Below are 22,177 nucleotides of genomic sequence, written 5' to 3'. Positions count from 1 at the left end.
CTTCAAAGCTGCACCGGCAGGCGGAAGGTGCGCAGTACGCTCATGTCGAACGGGTTCGGCGTGCGCTGGCTCGTCAACAGGTAGTTCGCCCGCAGGCCACCCAGCTCCGCCTTGAGTACCCGCACGTCGCGTCCAGTCAGGTACTCGGTCTGCATCAGGTCGAACAGACGGAACAGCGACCACGGCCCGGTGTTTTTCTCGATACCCACTCCGCGTTCAACCAATCTGTCCAACAGCAGGGAGGCTCGACCGTTATGCCCATCGCTCGGCCAGGTAAACGCCACGGGCAGGATGGGGCCATGACGGTACTCGAGCACGTTGTCACCGAAACGGAATTCGGAACGGCTCACCACCGGGTCGAGGGTGTATGGCTCGAGCTTGAAATGCACCTGCGGTTCGGCCGGGTTTTCAGCGAAAAAGCTCTGGCGGATGGTGTGCGCGGTTGCGATCTGATCCAGAAATGCCCTCGACATCGGCAAGCTCTGGCCGTCGATGCCGCGAAGCCGATAATGTCCCGGCGTGCCGCTGACGAACGGCTGGAGGTAACGCTCAACGAATCGATCGACGATGCCCTGGTCCTTGAAGAACTCCCTGAAATCGTTAAGCGCCACATCACTGGTGCTATGAGCGTTGAACGGATACCGCTTGTTGATCGCCTTGCCGTAGAAACTGTACAGCTCGCTCTGGTAGCGCTGGTTCAAAAAGCGGTATGCATCGTTGAGCACCAGGCGCCAGCTGTCTTCGGCCAGCCCGCTGAACCACGTGCCGATCGGACGCGGTAGGCGGGTGGACGCATCATGCAGGTTGCCCAACGCATCGCGCTTGCCGGCCATGCGGCTCCTCGCCAGTTCGAACGCGGCCTGCTCCGGCGTGCTGGCCCGGGCCAGGTTTGCCAGTTGCGATTGCACCTCGTCGAGGGTTCGAAAGGTCTGGGCCAGGTCTGCGGAAGGGCTACCGTCGTCTTCGAGCAGTCGATGCAGGTGCTCAAAACGCCGCTGCAGGGATTTCAGCGGGGTGTCTGGCAAGCTGTCGGAGCCAGTTATTGTTCGAGTAACGGCGGCCAATTGGGCTGCTGTTCCCAGATTGGCGACGGCTGGCGTCACGCCGTTGATGCGTTCGGCAACGGTCTGTATCCGTGTGTTCTCGCGAACCTGTACCAGCATGTGCAGGATCGGCGAGTGGGCCGAAGTCAATCCCGCCAGTTGGTCGGCCCCTTCGCGGGTGTCACTGAGCGGTTGCGGGGAGACTTGCCCGACTGCTTCGCTCCAATGGTCGGCGTAGTCGCTGAAGTACAGCCGCTCCAGTTCGATCATCAGACGACGCAAGTCCCTGCCGCTGAGGCTGGTGCCTTCACCCAACACCCAGTTGTCGCGCAGCAGCTCAGTCACCAATGCCGTGCCCTGGACCGAAAAGTACTGTTCGTAACCCTGACGCGTGTAGAAGCCGGGAATCACCTGATCGGTGCCAAGCAGTCGCGAGCCCTGCGGGCCCAGGTACTGGCTGAGCCGATATGGCGGCAAATGACGGGCCTGCTCGCTCAGCATTCGATAAACCACGACGGCCAGCGACTCGCTGCGCAGGGCCTCCCGTGCCTGAGCCACCAGTGGTTCGTCGAGCCCGTGGGTGAATGGCAACGCCAGCAGACGTTCGAGATGCGCATTCAGGCCGTCCTGCAGTGCCGTGTCTGCGGCGTAGCGCACGGACCAATCGCGGGCCAGCCGATCCTTGAGCCACGGTGCATCGCGCCGCTCGTGCAGGTTCAGCATCAAGTAGGCCCGAAGCCCGTTGAGCAAGTGCTCACGGTTATTCAAATTGCCGCGGATGTGTCCTTCCAGCATCTGAGCGACCCGGGGCAGCAATTGCTCCTGCAAGGCTTTTCGATAGGCATCGACGACGACCGGGCGACTCTTTTCGCCTTGGTACAGGCCGACGCGTTCATGCAGCGGTACCTCTTCCTGGGCAGGGAAAACCTGGCTGGCTTCGAAACGGGTATCGAGGGATGCGAGGACGGCGGCCAGATCATCCTCCGGCGTCAGGAGCACGTGCTGCTGATCCCAGCGTTGCGACAGCGTACGCAGCAGATCCAGACGTTCTTGATTGGCTGCGAAACCGCTGGCCCATGCCAGCCCGAACAGACCCAGCGCTGCCAGGGCCCCAAGGTACAAAGCGCGCTGGCTCCATTGGACGTGGCTGCGCTCGCGCTGATTGGGGCCAGCCAGATTGGCTTCCGGGAAAATCACCCGATTGAGCAAGGGTTGGATAAACCGCGAGCATGCATCCGACTCGATGCCGTGGAGGGTGGCATTGCCTCCGGCGCTTGAGCCCGTGGCCGGGTTCGGCTGGGCACTGGTCAGGTAGAACCCTCGTAGCAGACCCGTGTGACCGGTGAAGGTCTTCTCCATTAACAGGCACAGGTTGGTGCTGATCAGGCCGAGTTGGTGAGGAAAATCCAGAACGCGGCTGCGACGCCGCAGGTCCCGTTCCAGGTGCATGCGCAGGATCACTTGGCCATTGAGCCGGTGGAGCAGCGCTTCAAGTTCGTCTCGCAGCACGGACGCGTCGGTACGGCGCTGATTCCGGCCGAAACTTGCCCCCAGCACCTGATCACTTTCCTCGCGCGTCAGCGAGTCGAAGAACTCGTTGAAACCCGGCACGCTGTCCGTCTTGCTCAGCACCAGGTATGTCGGTACTTCGCTATGCAGTCGCCGTTGCGTCTCCTGCAATCGACCGCGAATCTGGCAGGCCAGGGTGACGATCTCATCCTCACTTGCGTACCGCAGGATCTCGACCGGCACCGTCACCAGCACGCCGCTCAGCGGGCGCTGACGACGATGTTTGCGCAGCCGGTCGAGGAGCACGTCCCAGGCACGGCCGTCGACCTCGGCATCCGTTTGTGTCAGGTAACGGCCAGCGGTATCGACCAGTACCGCCTGATCGGAAACATACCAGTTGCAATGGCGGGGCCCCGACGTATCGTTTCCAGACCGGTCGATAATACGTTCGAAGCCCGAGCAGGCCAGCAGACTGGTCTTGCCGCTGTGGGGTGGTCCGATCAGCAAGTACCAAGGCAGATCGTTGCTCCGACGCCCGCTTTGGCCCGAGTGCAGGCTTGCCGTCTTTATCGCCTCCTTGAAGTGCGCATGCAATTGGCGTCGCTCATCATCCATGCGGGTTTGACGCAGAAGCTGCTGCGGGGCGATGCCGGCTTCCTGGTCTGGGCCTCTCGCGGCGGCACGACTGTTGACGAAGACGATCCCCAATCCCCAACCCAGCAACAATGCGCACACGCTCAGCAAGCGTGCTGTCGGGCTCGCCCAGAATTTGTAGTCATCGATCGCCAGCAGTGGCCCGACGAACCACACCAGCAGCGTCGTGCCCATGACCAGCAACAGCGTCCAGACCCAGGTCTGGCGCACCCAGGCGCCGATTCTCGTGAAAAGCAGTTTCATGACACATCCCTGTTCAAGGCAGCGGCTGAGCGGTGGCCGACTCCAGCGGTTGATAACGTTGCAGTACACTTTCGCGGTGCTCACCCAGCACCCAGGCAAAGCTCGAATACATCACGGCCAGGCAGACCAACGTAATGATCGCCACCGTCCAGGCCGGAACAATGCGTATCGGGGGGCGACGTTCACCTTCGAGGCCTTCCCAGTGAGGCGAGAGCTCGCGAGGCACTTCACCGCGGACCTGCCGGATCTGTCTGTAGAGGGTGTTGCGGATGTCTTCGAGTTCCAGTACCCCGCGTACCTGGATCCGGTATTTGCCTTCGAAACCGAGGGACAGGCACAGGTAAAGCAATTCGAGCATCGGCAAGTGCTTGACGGGATCTTTCGACAAGCGATCGATGAGCTGGAATACCTTCTCGCCGCCGAAGGTTTCGTTGTGGAAGGTGCTGAGCAGGCTCATTTGCGACCAGCCGCTCCCGTGCCCCCATGACGTGGTGACCACTGCTTCATCAAGGACTGTGCAAAGGACGTAGCGTGCAGCGATCAGTTGACTGTTCTCCACACCCTGGTGCGAAGCACGGGCTTCGAATTGCTCCAGATCCCAGGTCAGTTCTCGCTTGAGGGTTTGCAAGTCCTGACGATCACGGCTCTGCTTGAGACGCACCATTTGCGATAGCAACCCTGAGGCTGCCGCTACCAATGGATTGATGCTCACGCTGGGCGCCTGCGTTGGTGGCAGATGCGCGGCGTAGACCATGCGCGCTTGCAACTGCTCAATCCGCGGCGGCATGGTCGCGTCGGTCAGGGGCTGCGAAGCGGGGCGTTGTCCGTGATGGTCGAGCAGGACGGTGGTTTCGTCCTGGGGATATTCCTTATTCATTTCGTCAGTTCCTGATGGCCCAGAAGTTCAGCTCAAGCTCGGTGAAGTCTCCGGAAACATGGAATGCGAAACCTGCGGAGCGCTTGAGTCGGGCCAGGTCTTCGGGAGTGAGTTCGAGGATGAAATAGGCTTTGTTGGCATGAAATGCGATCTGCCGTGGTGCCACGGGCAAGGGTCTGATCCTGATACCCGGCAAGTGCAGATTCACCCACTGGCGGATCTGTTCCACCGGAGCGACCTTGAGTTGTGACGGCAAGCGTTGGCGCAGTACTTCTCCGTCGCACTGGGCACTGGCTGCCAGTACGAACGAAGCCGAGTCCATCAGTGACGGATCGGTAATCGGCGAGACCCTGATTCCGTATTGGCGCGCCTGCAACGGCAGTTCGATAGCGTGTTGCTCGAGTACCATCGAGAGCATTTGACGGATTGCCTGCATCAGGTTGCGAAAACAGCCACCCTGGTCGTTGTGGCGGTAGGGGTGACTGAACGCCGGTCGTTTCTCACTGGCGAATGTCGCCAGCTCGCCCAGCAGGGCCAGCAGCGTGCGATATAGCCTTTCGGGATGCAGTTGTTCCAGGTCCAGATCATGGCGCAACACCAGCTCGGTGCGGTTGATCAATTGCAGCATCATGAAGTCGCCGACTTGCGTCCCGCCGGCGCTGCCATGGGCGCGAATCCGCTCGGCAAGGCTGTTGCCCCGGTGCGCCAGCATGCCGATGACTTCCTTGAGGCACGACAGCAAGTAGCTGGATGAGCCGGCCTGGATGAAGGTCGGAACAAAGTCGGGATCCAGTCGGATTACACCGTCGGAAGTGGCGTCGAGCACTTCGCAGAGCTTGAGTTTCACGAATGCCTGGTCGCTCTGCTGCTCGCCCAGCAACAGGCGCAGGTCCGGACGACCACAGCTGATCTGGCTGCTGGAAGCATGGACGGCGTTGGAGTCCACCACCTGTGTTTCGTAGGTGGTATACCGTGCCAGCACGTCGGATTGCTCCGGGCGACGGGACTCGATGTGGTTCCCGGTCAACAACGGCAGTGCGAGATAGATAGAGGCGTTGCGGGTATTGGAGGGGACTGCCAGGGCCAGGGGGTTGGCGGTGCTGTTCAACTCGAAAAGGCTGCCATCCGGCAGGACGCCCGAGGCCCGGCTGACCACTACCTGGCCCATATTGAGAAATTGGGCATCGATGTCCAGCGCCAGGAATCCCCAGGCGTAACATGCCAGGAAGCGGGTCCGGAATTTCAACTGATGATCGATGTATCGATCGTTGTGCTGCAAATGCTGAGGCCGCAGCAGCATGCCCTCCTGCCAGATGACCTTGTCGTGACTCATCGGGCATTTACCCCAGCCAACCGTTCGATGGCAGGGGTGATCCCGTCCTGGTCGAGAATAAGACTGGCTTCAGTGATGTGCGCCGGGGCGACTGGTAGTGTGTAGCGCCATTGGGCATGGGGCAGATCGCGGTAGGCGGCGAGTAGGCCGACGTAACGACCGCCCCCCGCGATATCGAGCTTGAGTACAACGGTTTCACCTGGGCGAAGTTCCAGTTCTTCGCTGGCGATCAGGTCTGGCGACAGGGTTTCCCTGGGGCGTTCATAGAGACTGAAGAAGTCGGCATTCTCGAAAGCTACCGGATGTTTGAGCTCAAACATCCGCAACACCACAGGCGATGGGCGCCCATTGAGGTCTGGGTTGAGTTGGTCGCTGGCCGTCAGTGTCAGGTCGAGCTTGGTCATCGTTGAGAAGGGAGACAGCGCGGCACAACTGGCCAGTATGAGCGGTGAAGCAAGCGCCATCAGGGTTTTGGGGAAAAACTGGGTGCAGTGAAACATGAGAGTCATCCATGGTGGTCGGAGTGCCGGACGGAAATCGAGCGAACCTGCTCGTCGTAGGCCTCTGTAAAGTCGTGGCCCAGCCGCAGGCTTTTCCCGATTAATCGCGCCGCGTCGATTGCCAGGGTCTCGCGGGCTTTGTTGTCCAGGTTTCCAAGGTCCATGCCCAACGCGATGCCGAAGCGCTCCCAGAACTCATCGGCTGGATGATCGAACGCAGCGTCTGGTGGTAAAGGTCCTGGCATCGACTCGTCTGGGGCTTCCACCAGTTCGGGCAACAACAGGTTTTCCCTGTCGATAGATGCAGAATCTGACCATTCACAGTTCCCTGCCGGCATGGCTGTGGTATTTATCAGATCGTCTGTGTGTGCATATCCACGGGCCTCCTGGTCCAGCATCTTCAGTGGGTCGAGATGCAAAAAGGCATCGTCGGGAATCAAGGTGCCTGTCGACAATGGCCGGCCCGCTTCAATGGTGTTCGAACGGCCGGATACCAGTCGCGCCAGGATCTCGAAATCGCCCATGAGATAGACATCTCCGTCCTGGATACGCACTGGCTCGCCTTTGGGCAGGCGCGCCCCGCTGTCGCGATGGCACACGCCGTTGCCGCTGGTGTCGGTCAGGAAGAATGCATTTTCGCGTGTGCTGATCTGCGCGTGGCGCTTCGAAAGCAGGCGCTGGCGGTCGGGGATGACCCAGTCACACCCCTCGCCCCGCCCCAGCACGCCGCCCGCCGGTCCGAATCGCTTGCGACACAGCGGTGCTGCAATGAATTGCCTGGCGTTCAGTACTTCAAGAACCAGTTCCATCGATACTCCTTGCAGTCATTTACCGCGATTGATCGCCTGGGGATCGCCCAGAGGCCGGTAATCGTTGTCGTTGATTTTGTAGTTGCCGCCGCAGCCGCAGAGGCCGAATGACACGACGAAGGTCAGCAGCACGATTTGCCAGGAAAAGCCAGGCATCAGAAGGTCTCCAGGGGTTGAAAAGTGGGGCGCTGAGGGGGGCAAGGGATCAGTCATCGAAGTCCCTCGGACGAATCTTCAGGCGCCCGAGACGATAGAGCAGGGTGCGACGTGGTAGGCCGAGTTCACGGGCGGCAAGTGTCTGGTTACCAGCGTTCTTGCGCAGGCAATCGATCAGCAGGCTACGTTCGATCTGCTCCAGACGTTCGCGCAGGTTGAGGCGGTTGCGATCGGGCAGGGGCTCGATGTGCAACGCAAAATGCTCGACCAGCAGCTCGCCGTCCTCGCACAACAACACCGCCCGTTCCACGACGCCTTTGAGTTCGCGGACATTGCCGGGGAAACCGTAGGCGGCCAGATGGTCGAGGGCGGCATCGGACCAATGCACGGGGTCACGTTGCAAGAAGCGGCAAGCCTTGTCGGCAAAATGCCGCGCCAATTCGGTGATGTCTCCTTCGCGTTGACGAAGCGCCGGAAGTTGGATCGGAAACTGTGCGAGGCGGTAATACAGGTCTTCGCGGAACTTGCCGTGTTCCACCAGCTGCTTCAGGTCACGGTGAGTGGCGGCAATGATGCGCACGTCGATCTTGTGGGTGTCGTTGGACCCCAGTGGACGGATTTCACCTTCCTGCAAAACCCGCAGCAGTTTGGCCTGAAGGGACAACGGCATGTCGCCGATTTCATCGAGCAGCAGCGTGCCGCCATCCGCTGCATCGAACAGCCCGGGGCGAGCCCGGTCGGCTCCGGTGAACGCGCCCTTGCGATAACCGAACAGCTCGCTTTCAAGCAGATTCTCAGGGACCGCCGCGCAGTTCTGCACGATAAATGCCCTGGTTCGCCGCGGTCCGCTGTCATGAATGGCCCGTGCTACCACTTCCTTTCCCGTGCCCGTCTCGCCGCACAGCAGGACGGTGTAAGGGCTGTGCAGCACCTTGCTGATCAAGGCGCAGGTCTGGCGCATCGCTGCGCTTTTGCCAATCAGGCCGTAGCCGTTGGGGCTGGGCAGGTGTCTGGTGACGCAGCGGGCTGTGTCGGCCGAATGGCGCGGGCGGTGCAGCAAGTGCACTTGATTGAGCGCAAAGGTTGCGAGTTGACCCAGAGAGGTTGCCAATCCATGCAGCTCGATGTGCCTGCCACTGGCGCAGAGCAACAGGCCTTCCACCGTACCCTGCACATTGGCGAGCGGCACGCAGAGCAGCGACTGCCACGGTGTGGCCCGAGTGGGCAGAAAGGCCGTTTCGTGCAGGCTTGTACTCAGCATGTCGAGGTGCACCACCCGATTCTGGCCCAGCGCGAATTGCAGCAGGTGTTCGCCGTTGTAATCGGAAGGCAACCGGGTCCGGTCACGGAACAGCAATTGGCCTTCCAGGCATTCGGTATGCATTTCCAAGTGGGTGTGGGTTGCATCGAGCAGGTACAACTGCGCCAGCTCGCAACCGCTGAGCTGCGTCACTCCCTTGACAAACTCCCCCAGCAACGCCGCTGCATCTGTCACCCGTGAGAGCCTTGCAAATTGTGCCAACAGGGCTTCGGCGTAGGCCAACGGTTGAGAAATCTGCTCGAATATCGCGGCCATTCTCAGGTGAACTCGCAGGCGATGCGGGCGTTGTTATCGAGGGTGGCGTGTACATGTCGCAACCGTTCGCCGATTGCCATGGCTGCGAGCACGCGGTCCGCCACGAGCGGCATCAGGTGTCGCTCGAGCAACTGGTCGACCAGCCGCGCACCACTGTCACTATGGGTACACCGCTCTGCCAGGTGCCCAACCAGGCGTTCGCAATAACTGAAGCTCATGCGGCGCGATTGCAGGCGTTCGCCCAGGCAACCGAGCTTCATTTCCACCAGTTCGTGCAGCACCGGACCGCTTACCGGGTAATACGGCACCACGCGCATGCGTGCCAGCAGCGCCGGCTTGAAATGTCTGGCCAGCAGAGGGCGAATCATTTCTTCCAGATGCTCGGCACTGGGTTGCGTGCCGTTTTCACACAGTTCGCTGATGCGCTCGCTCCCCAGGTTCGATGTCATCAGAATCAGCGTGTTGCGAAAATCTATTTCGCGTCCTTCCCCGTCGTTGGCCAGACCTTTGTCGAATATCTGATAGAACAGGTTCAGAACCTCCGGATCGGCTTTTTCCACTTCATCGAGCAGCACCACCGAATAGGGCTTTTGCCGCACGGCTTCGGTGAGCATGCCGCCCTCGCCATAACCAACGTAGCCTGGCGGTGCGCCGATCAATCGGGAGATTGTGTGTTTGTCCTGAAACTCAGCCATGTTCAAGGTGGTGATGAAGCACTCGCCGCCATACAGCAGGTCGGCGAGGGCCCGCGCCGTTTCAGTCTTGCCGGTGCCGCTCGGTCCTACCAGCAGGAAGACACCTGCCGGGGCGTCAGGTTTGTTGAGTCCTGCGGCCGCGGCACGCATTGCTCGGTCGAGGGCCTGTATGGCTTGTTCTTGTCCGCGGATTCGGGCGCGCAAGTCGGTGGCGAAGTCGGCAATGCTTGCGTTGTGCTCCCGTGCCAGTTGCGCCAGCGGTACGCCGGTCCAGGCACTGACCACTTCGGCCACCAGTCGTGGGCAGACTTCGAAGCTGACCAGGCGCTCCTGAGCTTGCGCGTTTGTCAGGGCTCCCAGGGTTTCGTGCAGCGCCGATTGCAAAATCTCGACGTTCAGGTCTTGATCGGTCGCTGTTTTCCGCGCCTCGGCCAACTGCTGGCGGAGCGACAACAGGCGTTCGGCAAGGATTCGCTGCTCTGTCCAGCGGGCTTCTGCTGTCTGGAGCTCTTGTTCGGTGGTGTCCAGCCGCGCATCCAGCGCCTCCAGTTCCTGAAGATCGATCGACAGGCCGGCCTCGGCATCACGACGTAACGCCTGGCGCTGGCGCTCACCTTCGGCCAGGTTGCCCCGCAGTCGCTGAAGACGTTGCGGCGCGGTGGCCAGGCTGATACGCACACGGGCGCACGCGGTATCGAGTACGTCAACCGCCTTGTCTGGCAGTTGACGCCCGGTCAGGTAGCGTGCCGACAGTTGGGCTGCTGTGACTACGGCGTCGTCTCGCAGATAGATGCCATGGCTGCTTTCATAGATCCGGGCCAGACCACGCAGGATGGTGACTGCTTCACTGACGCTCGGCTCGTGCAACTGCACGGGCTGGAAACGACGGGCCAGGGCCGGGTCCTTCTCGAAGTATTTCTTGTACTCGCTCCAGGTGGTGGCGGCGATGGTGCGAAGCTCGCCTCGGGCCAGGGCCGGCTTGAGCAGGTTGGCCGCGTCGGAGCCGCCGGCGTTGTTGCCTGCGCCGATCAGCGTGTGGGCTTCATCGATGAACAGGACGATGGATTGGGAGGACGCCTTGACCCCGTCGATTACACCTTTGAGGCGCCGCTCGAATTCGCCCTTGATACTGGCACCGGCCTGCAACAGGCCCATATCCAGCGAAAGCAGCTCGACGCCCTCAAGCGCCGGTGGCACTTCTCCCGCCGCTATACGCAACGCCAGGCCTTCGACGATGGCTGTCTTGCCCACCCCGGCTTCGCCCACCGCGATCGGGTTGTTTTTGCGGCGACGCACCAGGATATCGATCATTTGCCCGATCTCGCCGTCCCGGCAAAGCACCGGATCAAGCTGTCCTTCACGGGCCTGTTGGGTCAGGTTGTGGGTAAAACGCTCCAGTAGGGAGTCATGCGGTGGCATGGACGGGACGGCGACTGGTTGATCCTGTCGTGACAGGACGAACCCTTTCAGTCGGTCGATATTCAATCGGGTGAGAAGCGTGTGATAAGGCGTGCCTGCGTGGCGGACAGGGTTGCACAGCAATGCCAGGATCAGGGCCGCTTCTCCGATCTCGTGCTGACTCAGTTCGAGATGAGCCACCCGTAACGCGTCCTGTAGCCATTGCACCAGTTCAGGCGCAAAGACTGGATTGCGCGAGGCATGGGATTCAGCTTTTGGTCGTAGAATCGCGCTCAATTGGTCTGGATCTATCCGAGCATCCTGCAAGGCACGCGCGAGCAGCCCTTGCGGTCGCTGCAGCAGGCCCAGCAACAAATCTTCCACCAAGACCTTGTCTGCTCCGCGGGCCACGCACTGTTCTGCCGAGCGTTCCAGGTCGGTTTTCGTATCGGCGTCCAGCGCCTGGATGAGTTGCTGGAGGTCTACGTTGGTCATCTCATCTATCCCTAATGATTTTTGCTGCCCAGGGTCACGACCCCGTCGACGCTTGCCTGGCCCAGCCAACTGGTCCAACCCAGGTGGCAGTTGTTCCGTTTACCAATGCGTAATTCGCGTATTTCCTGTGGGCGCAGGACCAGGCGTATGTCGTAGTCGAGAGGGGCCGGCAGGGTGAAACGCACCAGCGCGCAGAGCGCCTGATATCCGGAACCGATGGGCAGGAAGTCGTGGAAGCGTTGCCAGCCCAGCTCCCGGATATGGATCCGGAACTTGCCGCTGCGGTCGCGCACCTGTTCGCCCAGTACCAAGTCTTCGCTCAACAGGCAGTTGATGGTTCCCAGGCCATTGAGCTGCTCGGGAAGGATCTTCACCGGACGTTCGATGCATTGTTCGAGGCTCAACTGAGCGTGCTTGAAGTAGTAGCGCAGTACAGCTTCGATCAGTGCCGCCGAATGGGCCCGTAGGCTCAAAAGCCCCAGGTAGGGCAGCAGCCGTTTCCAGTTCAGTTGGGTGGCCTTGCGGATCTCTTCCCCTCCCAGGCCGACCAGGGCAAACAATTGTTCGGAAAAGCCGTCTCGAGCCCCGCTTCGAAAACTGGCGCTGTAGCGATACTTGCGCCAGATCGGCAACATCAGCCGTTGGAGACGATGATGGAACAGGTCGAGAAAGTGCCGGGTCGGATTGCCTCGCTCGTCCTCATGAAGGGCTTGTTCAGCATAGAACGCCGGTAACGGGGAGCCCGCTCCTACCAGACTGAGCAGATTCAAGCGCAGGCGTGCCCGCATCTGCCCCTGCTCTTCGAAAAACTCCACGTGCTCGATGTCACTGGCCGCGAATCCCAGGCTCGGGTTGGCCTGGAATTCCACTAGCTCGTACAAATCATCATCGCTCAGTAACGGATGTGCCTCACGCAGCCGGTCGATGGTCAGCAGGACTGCCTGGAAGAGCGAGTACTCGCGTATTTTTTGCGTCAGCGTACTTATAGAATCGGCTGCTGGCCCATGCGCGGCGTCCATTGGTACACCTCTCCTTGTGTGCTGTTCACTCGCAGTTCGTGGTACGAATTGAGGCTGACATAAAGCGCAAAGAACTCGTTCAGGACCGAAGCGAAAACGAACAGGTCTCCTTCACCGATGTACCCCTGCGGATCGATCGTCAGTTCGGTTCGCAAGCCGCGAACCGGCAGGCCCCGGTGTAGCCGGTCGACATGCTGGTGCGTGATCGACTTGAGCCCGTCCAGCAGACACTGGCTGGCTCGCTCTGTCTGTTCGTCGTGGTAGCGCGGAAAATCATAGGTTTCGAGAATCACCTTGAGTGCGTTCACATCCGCCAACGACAGATAGTTGAGCGACATGTTGCTGATCAACCTCCAGAGAAAGTCCTGATCAAGTGGCGGCGCGAAACTCCGGGTGACCGGACCGATATTGCGAAAGGTCAACAATTCGGGGCTTTTTTCACCGGGCTGGTCGATGTCACCCACCTTGAGTCGATGTGGCAGGTTCTGGTTGGTGCACATCAGTTCGATCGACAGCGTTTCATGGGGTTGGATGTCCCGAGCGCCGAAGCCCAGGTACGTGTCCAGCCCATCGTGCAGCAGCGATGGACGTAAGCGGATGCTGTAGTAAGGATGGGGTTGGGATGTATCGAAGCTTGGGTCGTGCTCGAAGGATTCGAATGGCACATAGGTGCGATAGCCCAAGCCTCCGGGATTCCAGCCGGTAACGCTTTGCACCGAATACACGTCGCACTGCTCTTGGTCGTAATCGGCGGGCCGCAGCAGGTACTCGTTCTGTTTGCCATCAAGGCGGATCGGCTGTGCGTCGTGCTTGAACAAATTGACGATGGGTGTGCAATGGAGCTTGACGTTATCCAGCGTCGGGCGAAGCTGCTGGATGCCACTCTTGCCAATGTCGAAGCGCAGTTCCAGGCCACGTGACTGTTCAAGGCTGGCCAGGGGCAGCGCATTGAGCGCGTCCAGGCCGTTGATGTCGACGAACAGGAACTTGTCCTGGAAGGCGAAGTATTCCTGAAGATAGCGATAGCCACGAAAGGTATTCATCGGATAGGGGATCAGGGCTTCCTCTTCGGCAAACCCTACCGGCTGGACACGGTTGGCGGGGATTGCGAAGGACATCGACGTACCGTCAGCCATACTGATGGGCTTGCCAGCAGCGTCCAGTGGGACGAGTTCGATAACCTTGAGATGACGCAGCAGGCTGAGATAGAGCATCTGGCTGATGTACCGCTCACCGGCAAAATGCAGGCGCACACGGCTCAACTGCAATTCACCCAGGTGGCCGTCGCACTGCATCTCCAGGCGCAGGCTCAGCACCGAGCTGTCGCCCTTGACCGAAAAGCCAAGCTCGGTCAAATCCAGCGAGAGCACATCGGTCGGGTAACAGGTGCGAAAACGGCAACGGATCTCTTGGATGGGTTTGCTTTCAACCGGGGTATCGCGTTCCACCCGCAAGGCTGGGCCGGAGCGTTTCAGAGGGGCAAATTGCAGAATGCTGAATGCCGGTAGTGGCCGCATGTAGTTAGGCCACAACAGGCGCATCAGTGAATGGCTCAGCTCCGGCAATTGGTCATCGAGCTTCTGACGCAAACGTCCGGTCAGGAACGCAAAGCCCTCCAGTAACCTCTCCACGTCCGGATCCCGTCCGGCTTGGCCAAGGAACGGCGCCAACGCCGGGTTACGCTCGGCAAAACGCCGTCCCAACTGACGAAGCGCGGTCAGTTCGCTCTGGTAGTAGTGGTTGAATGACACGGTGTGGCTATCCTTGACTGACCTTGGCCCGGCCGTTGCCATCCAGGCAGACGGAGAAACTCATCTGTCGCTTCGAACCGTCCATGACCAGCGAAGCATCAATGGTCAAGAACAGGCAAAGCGGATTGGTATTGCTCGGCGTTGCAGCGACGCGGACGTCGCCCAGGCGCGGCTCATGCGCCTCGATGAACGTCCTGATCGCCCGGCAGGCCTGGACTTGTGCGTCATGCAAGCTCAGGCGCATGTCATTGAGGTCCGGTAAACCGTAATCGGATGACGTTTGTACGCTACCGGCTCGCGTGCTGAGCATCCTGGTCAGATGAGCCGCCACGGATGCGATGACACACGCCTCGCGGCCCAAGCCCGCCCGTTTCTCGCTAACACCGTCCAGGCGTTCGAAAAGGCTTCCGTAAGTCATGGGCCGTTCTTATGCCTTGTCCAATTTGCCAACCAGCGACAGCGTGAAATCGGCCCCCATGTACTTGAAGTGTGGGCGGACGTTAAGGCTGACGCGGTACCAACCCGGTTCACCTTCCACATCGCTGACGACGACCCTGGCCGCGCGCAAGGGACGGCGACCACGGACTTCGGCACTCGGGTTCTCCTGGTCGGCCACGTACTGGCGGATCCAGTGGTTGAGCTCGCGCTCCAGGTCCGTGCGTTCTTTCCAAGACCCCAGTTGCTCACGCTGCAACACCTTCAGGTAATGGGCCAGGCGATTGACGATCATCATGTACGGCAGTTGGGTGCCCAGCTTGTAGTTCAGCTCTGCGTGCTTGTCCTCGACGCCGATACCGAAGTACTTCGGCTTTTGTACGGAACTGGCGGAGAAAAACGCCGCGTTATCGCTACCCTTGCGCATGGTCAGGGGGATGAAACCTTCTTCGGCCAACTCATACTCACGGCGGTCGGAAACCAGCACTTCGGTTGGAATCTTGGTTTCGATTTCGCCCATGCTTTCGAAATGGTGCAACGGCAGGTCTTCAACCGCGCCTCCACTTTGCGGGCCGACGATGTTGGGGCACCAGCGGAATTTGGCGAAACTGTCGGTCAGTCGGGTGCCAAACGCGTAGGCAGTATTGCCCCACAGGTAGTGTTCGTGGCTGTTGGCGACGATTTCCTTGTAGACGAACGACTTGACCGGGTTTTCTTCCGGATCGTATGGCGTGCGCAGCAGGAAGCGTGGAACGGTCAAGCCGACGTAACGAGCATCTTCGGATTGACGGAAGCTTTGCCATTTGGCGAATTGCGGGCCTTCGAAGTGGTCTTTAAGGTCCTTGAGATCCGGAAGGCCTGTGAAGCTTTCCAGGCCAAAGAACTTCGGCCCGGCCGCCGCGATGAAAGGCGCATGGGCCATGCAGGCCACGCTGGCCACGTACTGCATCAGTTTCACGTCCGGCGAGCTGGGAGACATGAAGTAGTTGGCGATGATCGCCCCTACCGGCCGTCCGCCAAACTGGCCGTACTCAGCGGTGTAGATATGTTTGTACAAGCCCGACTGCATGACCTCGGGGGAGTCTTCGAAATCTTCCAGCAAATCGCTCTTGGAGATGTTGAGCATTTCGATCTTGATGTTCTCGCGGAAGTTGGTGCGATCGACCAGCAACTGCAAGCCACGCCATGCTGCCTCCAACGCCTGGAACTCTGGATGATGGAGGATCTCGTCCACCTGGCGGCTGAGCTTGGCATCGATTTCGGCGATCATGCGATCCACCAGGGCCTTCCTGACCGGCTCACCACTGTTCTGCGGCTTGAGCAATTCTTCGATGAAGGCCGATACGCCGCGCTTGGCGATGTCATAGGCTTCGTCGTCCGGCGTCAGGCGGGTCTGGGCAATGATGGTTTCCAGAATGCCGTACTCACCGTTGTTTTGATGCTGTTGCTGTGTTGCCTGGGTACTCATGTGGCGGCTTCCTTGTCTGTGGAAATCAAGCGTCCATTGCTGCGGCGTTCAGGCCCAGCTCATCCAGGACGCGACTGCGGGATGCTTCATCGGTCAGCACGTCTTCAATGGCCTTGCGAAACGCCGGTGCATTGCCCAGCGGCCCTTTGAGCGCCACCAGGGCCTCACGCAGTCCCATCAGTTGCTTGAGTTCCGGCAGTTGCTCGACGAGGCTGGCAGGGTTGAAATCCTTCATGGAGTTCAGATGCAGTTGAACGGTCAATTCCTCGGTATCGCTTTCATCCCTGAGACGGTTCGGTACGTTCAGGGTCAGGTTCAGCTCTTGCTTGGCCATGACTTCGTCGAAGGTCATCTTGTCGATGCTGATGGGTTTTCGATCCTCGAACTTGCGTTCGTCTTCGCGGTGGGTGTAATCGCCGATCGCCAACAGCTTCAGCGGCAGCTCAATTTCCTCCTTGGGGCCGCCAGTGGCGGGCTTGAAAGTAACGTTGATGCGTTCCTTCGGTGCTACCGAGCCTTCTTTGGCCATGATTTTCTCCTTGTAATGGGGTGGTGGAGGCCTATCCAATGACCCGTTCGAGGTCCAAGTGACACAACCTTCGGAAAGTCTCTTCCTTACGCTCTCGTACGGGGTGGTTCTGAGGCAGCAACTCGCAGCAGTGGTGAAGCAGATGCAACACCTGCAAGGCGAGCGCCGGCTCCCAGGCATTCAGCTCCGGGTGCTGTAGCCTTTGATCGAGGGCTTCGAGCTGGACTTTGGCGAGTTCGTATTTTTTGGCTGAAAAGCACAACCGGGCCATCGCGAACCGCCATAGAAAGCATTCGCGAGCGCCTTGGGCGGTTTGCATGCCTTGCCTGAGCAATTGAACGGCGGATCTGAGACCCTCCCTGAGTAGGACCAACTGGGCCTCTTCCAACGCCTGCTCCCAAGGCGCAGGGTGGCTGCCAGCTTCGATTCCGGGCGCGGCGCTGGCGCGCTGCAAGTGAGGCATGACCTGGGCAGCGATCCACGCCCGCGTATCTGGATCGGCAAATGGCGAGCCGTCATGCCAGCGCAGTTCGATAACGTCCGGCAAGCGCTGGATGAACAAGGCGAAATGGACCTCCAGCTCGAGCATCGCCGCTTCAGCGTGCAGTCCTTGCAGGCATTCCCAGGCGAACCTCTGGCCGTCGAGCCAGAAGGGTGCCTTCGCCAGACTAGCCTCGATCTCCACCAACAGATCCGCAAAGCTGCCTCGTTGGAGGCTGTCTTGATAAGCCTTGAGTTTGGCTACTGGTAATCCGCGCAACTGGGTGATCTGTCCGGCGTCGTGCTCGGGTAGCGCATCGATGACCAGCCAGTGCAAAGCACGATTCAGACGCAGGGCGCGGATGTCGGTGGCTTTTTGTCTGAGCCACCAGGCGCACAATGTGCGTGCGCTTTCCTGCTGGGCGCGCAACACTTTTTGGGCTTCTTTTTCGTTCTCGATAGACGCGACGGGGGCGAGGAGTTGAGTGGTAGTTTGTTTGACCTGAGTCGCTACTGCCTCTATGGCGCCGGGTTTGGACGGCTCGTCGGTAGCACGCCGGATCATATGCTCGAGCCGCCGGCTTAGTGGCAATAGCAGTGGAGCTTCATCTCCCAAATGGGTTGTGCAGATGCTCTCGAGGCTTTTAAGTTGTTCCAGCAACTGTCGGAATAAGGGCAACTGTTCTTTGATGGCTACGTCATCGCCCAGAGCCTGTTCCAGGCGAGGCAGCAGCCAATGGATACTGGCGGAACGGGTCCTGATCTTGGCGGGATGGATCTGCGACCAATGGTTTTGGCACAGGTGCCGCACGAGACAAAGGCCGGCCAGCAGACCCGGGAAAGACTCACATTGGTACAGCGCCCATGTCAGCCAGATCGCCACCCGCAAGTCTTTGGATTGGGTGCGCAACAGAGCCTCGCTCTGTTCAAGGACTTTTAACCAATCCACCTGGCCAGTTTCATGCACCGACAGGGCTTTGCCCAATTCGCACTCCAGCGCTTCAAATTCATTTGAAAAACGCACGTCCGCGCCCACGAAACTCTCTTCGGTGACAGGAGTCTTGGCGAGAATCAAGTATTGGGTGGACAGTTTATTTACGTAAGACATTCATTGCCTTAAGGGTGTGTGGTGCTTTTTTCGAGTTATAAATAGTTTCTGATTATCAAAATCTGACTGATTTCTGTAAGAAATTTCGGATTTCTAATCAATCGGTTAGAGTTTTAATAAATAAATTCGTTGGACGAATGTTAGTTGCGAAGAATGCCAAAAATATAAAAACAGAGATGTAGGAATTTTCTGTAAAACAGTGCGCTAAAGGACATTGATGTAATGGCAGAGAGCTTTAAGGAGATGCTGCGCACATTAATCGTGGCGATACGATTGGTAAGAGAGGTTGCGCCAGTCTCTGGGAGCTGAGCTTGCTCACGATGGAGGGAGCAGATTCGGAATGAGAGGCGGCTGACCCACCGCTATCGTGAGCAGGGCTCGCTCCCATAGTGGATTTGTGGTGGGGCGAGGATGGGGTATGGCGCCGGGCCTGTGGGCAAGCTCAGCGCCTGCGGGTTACTGCTTTTCCAACACCCACTGCCGCTTACCCGGCGTGAACGACGGCATTTCATCGGCCAGCGCTGCATTCACAGTCTGGAATATTTCCAGCGTCTTGCCGTTGCGGGCGAAGATCCAGGTGTTGCCGTGGCCGTTCTGTTGCAGCCAGATGTTGTCGTTGCCGCCGCTCATGGAGGCGCAGTCGCCAGCCAGGCAGAGGGCGTAGCGGTCGGCGCCGGGGAGGCCGCTGACCTGGCCGTCGGGTCGGAACTGCACGCTGGTGCCTTGGCCGGGGCCGTCGACGATGTTCCAGGTGCCACCCAGGTAGGCGGCATACAGCGCTCGCTCGAAGCTGGCGCCGATAGGGGCGCCTTCCGGTACCTGGACCTGGGCGCGGTCGAAGACTTGCTGGGGTTCGTTCTCGGTGGCGGTCTGGCTCAGTTGGTCGCCGTCGCGCTGGAGTTCGCTGGCCGAGCTGCCGTAGAAATCGACTTTCCACGCGCCGTCTTCTTCGCCCAGCAACTTGCCTTCGACGTTTTCAAAGCCGTTGGTGTAGCGCGCCTGACCGGCTCGGGTGTTGACGTCCCATTCCAGGTTCGGGCCATAGGCCTGCAGGGCTTCGCGCAGTGGGCCGCCCTTGGCGGCAGCGTCGATGGCGGCCTGGTTGATCCAGGTGCCGCTGATGTCACGGTCGGCGGGGTCGCTGGCGCAGCCGGCCAGGAGGAGGGCGAGCAGCGGGAGAGCAAGCGCTTTGCGCATGGTGGAATCCTTTAAAAACGAAAACGGCGCAGCGGGGGACGCTGCGCCGGCCTTGTTACTCGATGACCAGGATGGCATCCATCTCGACCTGCGCGCCTTTGGGCAGGGCGGCCACGCCGATGGCGGCGCGGGCAGGGTAGGGCTGTTCGAAGTACTTGCCCATGACCTCGTTGACCTTGGCGAAGTGGCTCAGGTCGGTGAGGAAGATGTTGAGCTTGACGATGTCCTTGAACGAACCACCGGCTGCCTCGGCCACGGCCTTGAGGTTTTCGAACACTTGCACGGTCTGGGCTTCGAAGCCTTCCACCAGCTCCATGGTTTTCGGGTCCAGTGGGATCTGGCCCGACATGTACACGGTGTTGCCTGCCTTGATCGCCTGGGAGTAGGTGCCGATGGCGGCCGGGGCCTTGTCGCTGGTGATAACGGTCTTGGTCATGAGGACTCCTTGTTATGGGTGGGCTACGCGCGCATGCGGGTGATGCGGATGACGCCGGTCAGGGCGCGCAGTTTCTTGATCACGCGGGCCAGATGCACGCGGTCGTGCACGCTGACCACCAGTTGGACGACGCTGATGCGGCCATCGCGTTCGTCCATGCTGATTTTCTCGATGTTGCCGTCGGCGGCGTTGACGCTGCTGGCCAGCAGGGCGATCAGGCCGCGCTGGTGCTCCAGCTCGACCCGCAGCTCGACGTTGAATTCGCCGGTGACATCCTTGGCCCAGGAGAGCTGGATGCATTTTTCCGGGTTGTGGCGGATTTCGCTGATGTTTCGGCAGTTTTCCAGGTGCACCACCATCCCCTTGCCGGCGGACAGGTGGCCGACGATCGGGTCGCCCGGAATCGGCGTGCAGCACTTGGCGTAGCTGAGCACCAGGCCCTCGGTGCCGCGAATCGCCAGCGGGCCTTCGGGGCTTGGCAGCTGTTCGCCTTCGCCGAGCAGGCGGCGGGCGACGACGTAGGCCATGCGGTTGCCCAGGCCGATGTCTTCGAGCAGGTCTTCGACCAGTTCGAGGCGGTACTCGGTGAGCATGATCTGCACGCGCTCGGCCGGGATCTTGTCCAGTGAGCTGTCGAAGCCGTTGAGGACTTTGTTCAGCAGGCGTTCGCCCAGGCTGATGGATTCGGAGCGACGTTGCAATTTCAGGGCGTGGCGGATGTGAGTCCGGGCCTTGCCGGTGACCACGAAGTTGAGCCAGGCGGGGTTCGGCCGCGCACCGGGGGCGCTGACGATTTCCACCGTGGAGCCGCTTTGCAGCGGTTCGGACAGCGGCGCCAGGCGACGGTTAATGCGACAGGCGATGCAGCTGTTGCCGACGTCGGTGTGCACCGCGTAGGCGAAGTCCACCGCCGTGGAGCCCTTGGGCAGTTCCATGATCCGGCCCTTGGGCGTGAAGACGTAGACCTCGTCCGGGAACAGGTCGATCTTGACGCTTTCGATGAATTCCAGCGAGTTGCCGGCGCGTTGCTGCATTTCCAGCACGCCCTTGACCCACTGCCGCGCTCGGGCGTGGGTGCCCTTGGGCTGTTCGTCGCCGCTGGATTTGTAGAGCCAATGGGCGGCGATGCCGTTGTTGGCCATCTCTTCCATTTCACGGGTGCGGATCTGGATCTCGATCGGGACGCCGTGCATGCCGAACAACGTGGTGTGCAGCGATTGGTAGCCGTTGGCCTTGGGGATCGCGATGTAGTCCTTGAAGCGCCCCGGCAACGGTTTGTACAAATTATGTACGGCACCCAGCACGCGATAGCAGGTATCGACCTTGTCGACGATGATCCGGAACGCGTAAACGTCCATGATCTCGTTGAAGGCCCGACGCTTGCCGCGCATTTTCTTGTAGATGCCGTAGAGGTGTTTCTGCCGGCCGCTGACTTCGCCTTCGATGCCGTCAATGGCCAGGCAGTGGCTCAGCGACTCTTCGATCTTGTTGACGATTTCCTTGCGGTTGCCCCGGGCGCGCTTGACGGCCTGGTTGATCCGCGCCGAACGCATCGGGTGCATGGCCTTGAAGCCGAGGTCTTCGAACTCGATGCGAATCGCATGCATGCCCAGGCGGTTGGCGATGGGCGCGTAGATTTCCAGGGTTTCCTTGGCGATGCGCCGGCGTTTTTCACCGGACAGTACTTCCAGGGTGCGCATGTTGTGGAGGCGGTCGGCGAGCTTGACCAGGATCACGCGAATGTCGCGGGCCATGGCCATGGCCATTTTCTGGAAGTTTTCGGCCTGAGCCTCGGCCTTGGTCTCGAAGTTCATCTGGGTCAGTTTGCTGACCCCGTCGACCAGTTCGGCCACGGTCTCGCCGAACTGCGCTTGCAGCGCTTCCTTGGCGATGCCGGTGTCTTCGATCACGTCATGGAGCATGGCGGCCATCAGGCTCTGATGGTCCATGTGCATGTCGGCCAGGATATTCGCCACCGCAAGGGGATGCGTGACGTACGCCTCGCCGCTGCGGCGGCGCTGGCCGTCGTGGGCTTGTTCGGCGTAGAAATAGGCTCGGCGGACCAGATTGACCTGGTCCGTGCCGAGGTAGGCCGATAAGCGATCGGCGAGGGCGTCTATGCTCGGCATGATGATGACTCCTGCCGTTTGCTGTGACCCCGCGCCGTGCTACGTCGACCAGGCATAGATTTAGACCGCCTCGTTGGACTCGTCCTCGAACGCCGCGAACAGCGGTTCGTCTTCAACGATTTCAGCATTGGCGATGAACTCGTAGCTCATCAGGCCTTCGGCGATTTCACGCAGCGCTACCACGGTAGGCTTGTCGTTTTCCCACTGGACCAACGGCTCTTTGCCACCGGTGGCCAGCTGACGGGCCCGCTTGGTAGAGAGCATGACCAGCTCAAAGCGGTTTTCCACGTGTTCTAGGCAGTCTTCAACGGTTACGCGGGCCATGGTATTCCTCGGA

Annotated in this window: 18 protein-coding genes; all 18 read right to left on the bottom strand. The window is 60.0% G+C overall.

All coding sequences use genetic code 11. The features are described from left to right. Positions 1-2: 2 nt before the first annotated feature. Positions 3-3,449 carry a type VI secretion system membrane subunit TssM gene (tssM, locus tag AD666_RS06125; RefSeq protein WP_053148731.1) on the bottom strand — a complete coding sequence of 1,149 codons (3,447 nt, stop codon included), beginning with the start codon at positions 3,447-3,449 and terminating at the stop codon, positions 3-5. 13 nt (positions 3,450-3,462) lie between these two features. After that, positions 3,463-4,326 (bottom strand): type IVB secretion system protein IcmH/DotU, encoded by an 864-nt coding sequence (gene icmH, locus AD666_RS06120; RefSeq protein WP_053148728.1) that lies wholly within the window; start codon positions 4,324-4,326, stop codon positions 3,463-3,465. A 4-nt stretch (positions 4,327-4,330) separates the two neighbouring features. Next, positions 4,331-5,659, bottom strand: a complete 1,329-nt coding sequence (gene tssK, locus AD666_RS06115) for a type VI secretion system baseplate subunit TssK (RefSeq protein WP_053148725.1) — start codon at positions 5,657-5,659, stop codon at positions 4,331-4,333. Next, the gene (tssJ, locus tag AD666_RS06110) at positions 5,656-6,159 is read right to left on the bottom strand and encodes a type VI secretion system lipoprotein TssJ (protein ID WP_053148722.1); all 504 of its coding nucleotides are present in this window, start codon (positions 6,157-6,159) and stop codon (positions 5,656-5,658) included. The genes tssK and tssJ overlap by 4 nt, the downstream gene beginning before the upstream one ends. A 5-nt stretch (positions 6,160-6,164) precedes the next feature. After that, entirely contained in the window at positions 6,165-6,968 is an 804-nt protein-coding gene (tagH, locus tag AD666_RS06105) for a type VI secretion system-associated FHA domain protein TagH (protein ID WP_053148720.1), read from the bottom strand. Between the two features lie 15 nt (positions 6,969-6,983). Next, a complete protein-coding gene (locus AD666_RS06100; RefSeq protein ID WP_053148717.1) occupies positions 6,984-7,124 on the bottom strand; it encodes a hypothetical protein in 141 nt (46 codons plus the stop codon). Between the two features lie 49 nt (positions 7,125-7,173). Further along, complete coding sequence (locus AD666_RS06095; protein ID WP_053149685.1) at positions 7,174-8,691, bottom strand: sigma-54-dependent Fis family transcriptional regulator; 1,518 nt, start codon at positions 8,689-8,691, stop codon at positions 7,174-7,176. Positions 8,692-8,702: 11 nt separating this feature from the next. Beyond that, positions 8,703-11,288: a type VI secretion system ATPase TssH gene (gene tssH, locus AD666_RS06090; protein ID WP_053148714.1), complete on the bottom strand. Its 2,586-nt coding sequence runs from the start codon at positions 11,286-11,288 to the stop codon at positions 8,703-8,705. A gap of 11 nt (positions 11,289-11,299) precedes the next feature. Next, a complete protein-coding gene (tssG, locus tag AD666_RS06085) occupies positions 11,300-12,307 on the bottom strand; it encodes a type VI secretion system baseplate subunit TssG (protein ID WP_053148711.1) in 1,008 nt (335 codons plus the stop codon). Continuing rightward, positions 12,271-14,058 (bottom strand): type VI secretion system baseplate subunit TssF, encoded by a 1,788-nt coding sequence (gene tssF / locus AD666_RS06080; protein ID WP_053148706.1) that lies wholly within the window; start codon positions 14,056-14,058, stop codon positions 12,271-12,273. Before tssF ends, tssG begins: the two co-directional genes overlap by 37 nt. Positions 14,059-14,065: 7 nt before the next feature. After that, positions 14,066-14,476: a type VI secretion system baseplate subunit TssE gene (gene tssE, locus AD666_RS06075; protein WP_053148701.1), complete on the bottom strand. Its 411-nt coding sequence runs from the start codon at positions 14,474-14,476 to the stop codon at positions 14,066-14,068. Between the two features lie 9 nt (positions 14,477-14,485). Further along, positions 14,486-15,961, bottom strand: a complete 1,476-nt coding sequence (tssC, locus tag AD666_RS06070) for a type VI secretion system contractile sheath large subunit (RefSeq protein ID WP_053148697.1) — start codon at positions 15,959-15,961, stop codon at positions 14,486-14,488. A gap of 25 nt (positions 15,962-15,986) precedes the next feature. Then, positions 15,987-16,490 carry a type VI secretion system contractile sheath small subunit gene (gene tssB, locus AD666_RS06065; RefSeq protein ID WP_053148694.1) on the bottom strand — a complete coding sequence of 168 codons (504 nt, stop codon included), beginning with the start codon at positions 16,488-16,490 and terminating at the stop codon, positions 15,987-15,989. Between the two features lie 31 nt (positions 16,491-16,521). Next, on the bottom strand, positions 16,522-18,078 hold the full coding sequence (tssA, locus tag AD666_RS06060) for a type VI secretion system protein TssA (RefSeq protein ID WP_053148691.1): 1,557 nt from the start codon (positions 18,076-18,078) through the stop codon (positions 16,522-16,524). A 456-nt stretch (positions 18,079-18,534) separates the two neighbouring features. Continuing rightward, positions 18,535-19,275, bottom strand: coding sequence for a hypothetical protein (locus AD666_RS06055; protein ID WP_053148688.1), 741 nt, complete (start codon positions 19,273-19,275; stop codon positions 18,535-18,537). 55 nt (positions 19,276-19,330) lie between these two features. Further along, positions 19,331-19,711 carry a RidA family protein gene (locus AD666_RS06050; protein WP_053148685.1) on the bottom strand — a complete coding sequence of 127 codons (381 nt, stop codon included), beginning with the start codon at positions 19,709-19,711 and terminating at the stop codon, positions 19,331-19,333. Between the two features lie 23 nt (positions 19,712-19,734). After that, a complete protein-coding gene (gene spoT, locus AD666_RS06045; protein ID WP_053148682.1) occupies positions 19,735-21,840 on the bottom strand; it encodes a bifunctional GTP diphosphokinase/guanosine-3',5'-bis pyrophosphate 3'-pyrophosphohydrolase in 2,106 nt (701 codons plus the stop codon). A gap of 60 nt (positions 21,841-21,900) precedes the next feature. Next, positions 21,901-22,164 (bottom strand): DNA-directed RNA polymerase subunit omega, encoded by a 264-nt coding sequence (gene rpoZ, locus AD666_RS06040; protein ID WP_003177259.1) that lies wholly within the window; start codon positions 22,162-22,164, stop codon positions 21,901-21,903. Between the last annotated feature and the right edge of the window lie 13 nt (positions 22,165-22,177).

This window comes from Pseudomonas sp. Pf153 (assembly GCF_001269775.1).
GTDB classification, from domain to species: domain Bacteria; phylum Pseudomonadota; class Gammaproteobacteria; order Pseudomonadales; family Pseudomonadaceae; genus Aquipseudomonas; species Aquipseudomonas uvaldensis.
This window is presented reverse-complemented; position numbering and strand designations above follow the sequence as displayed.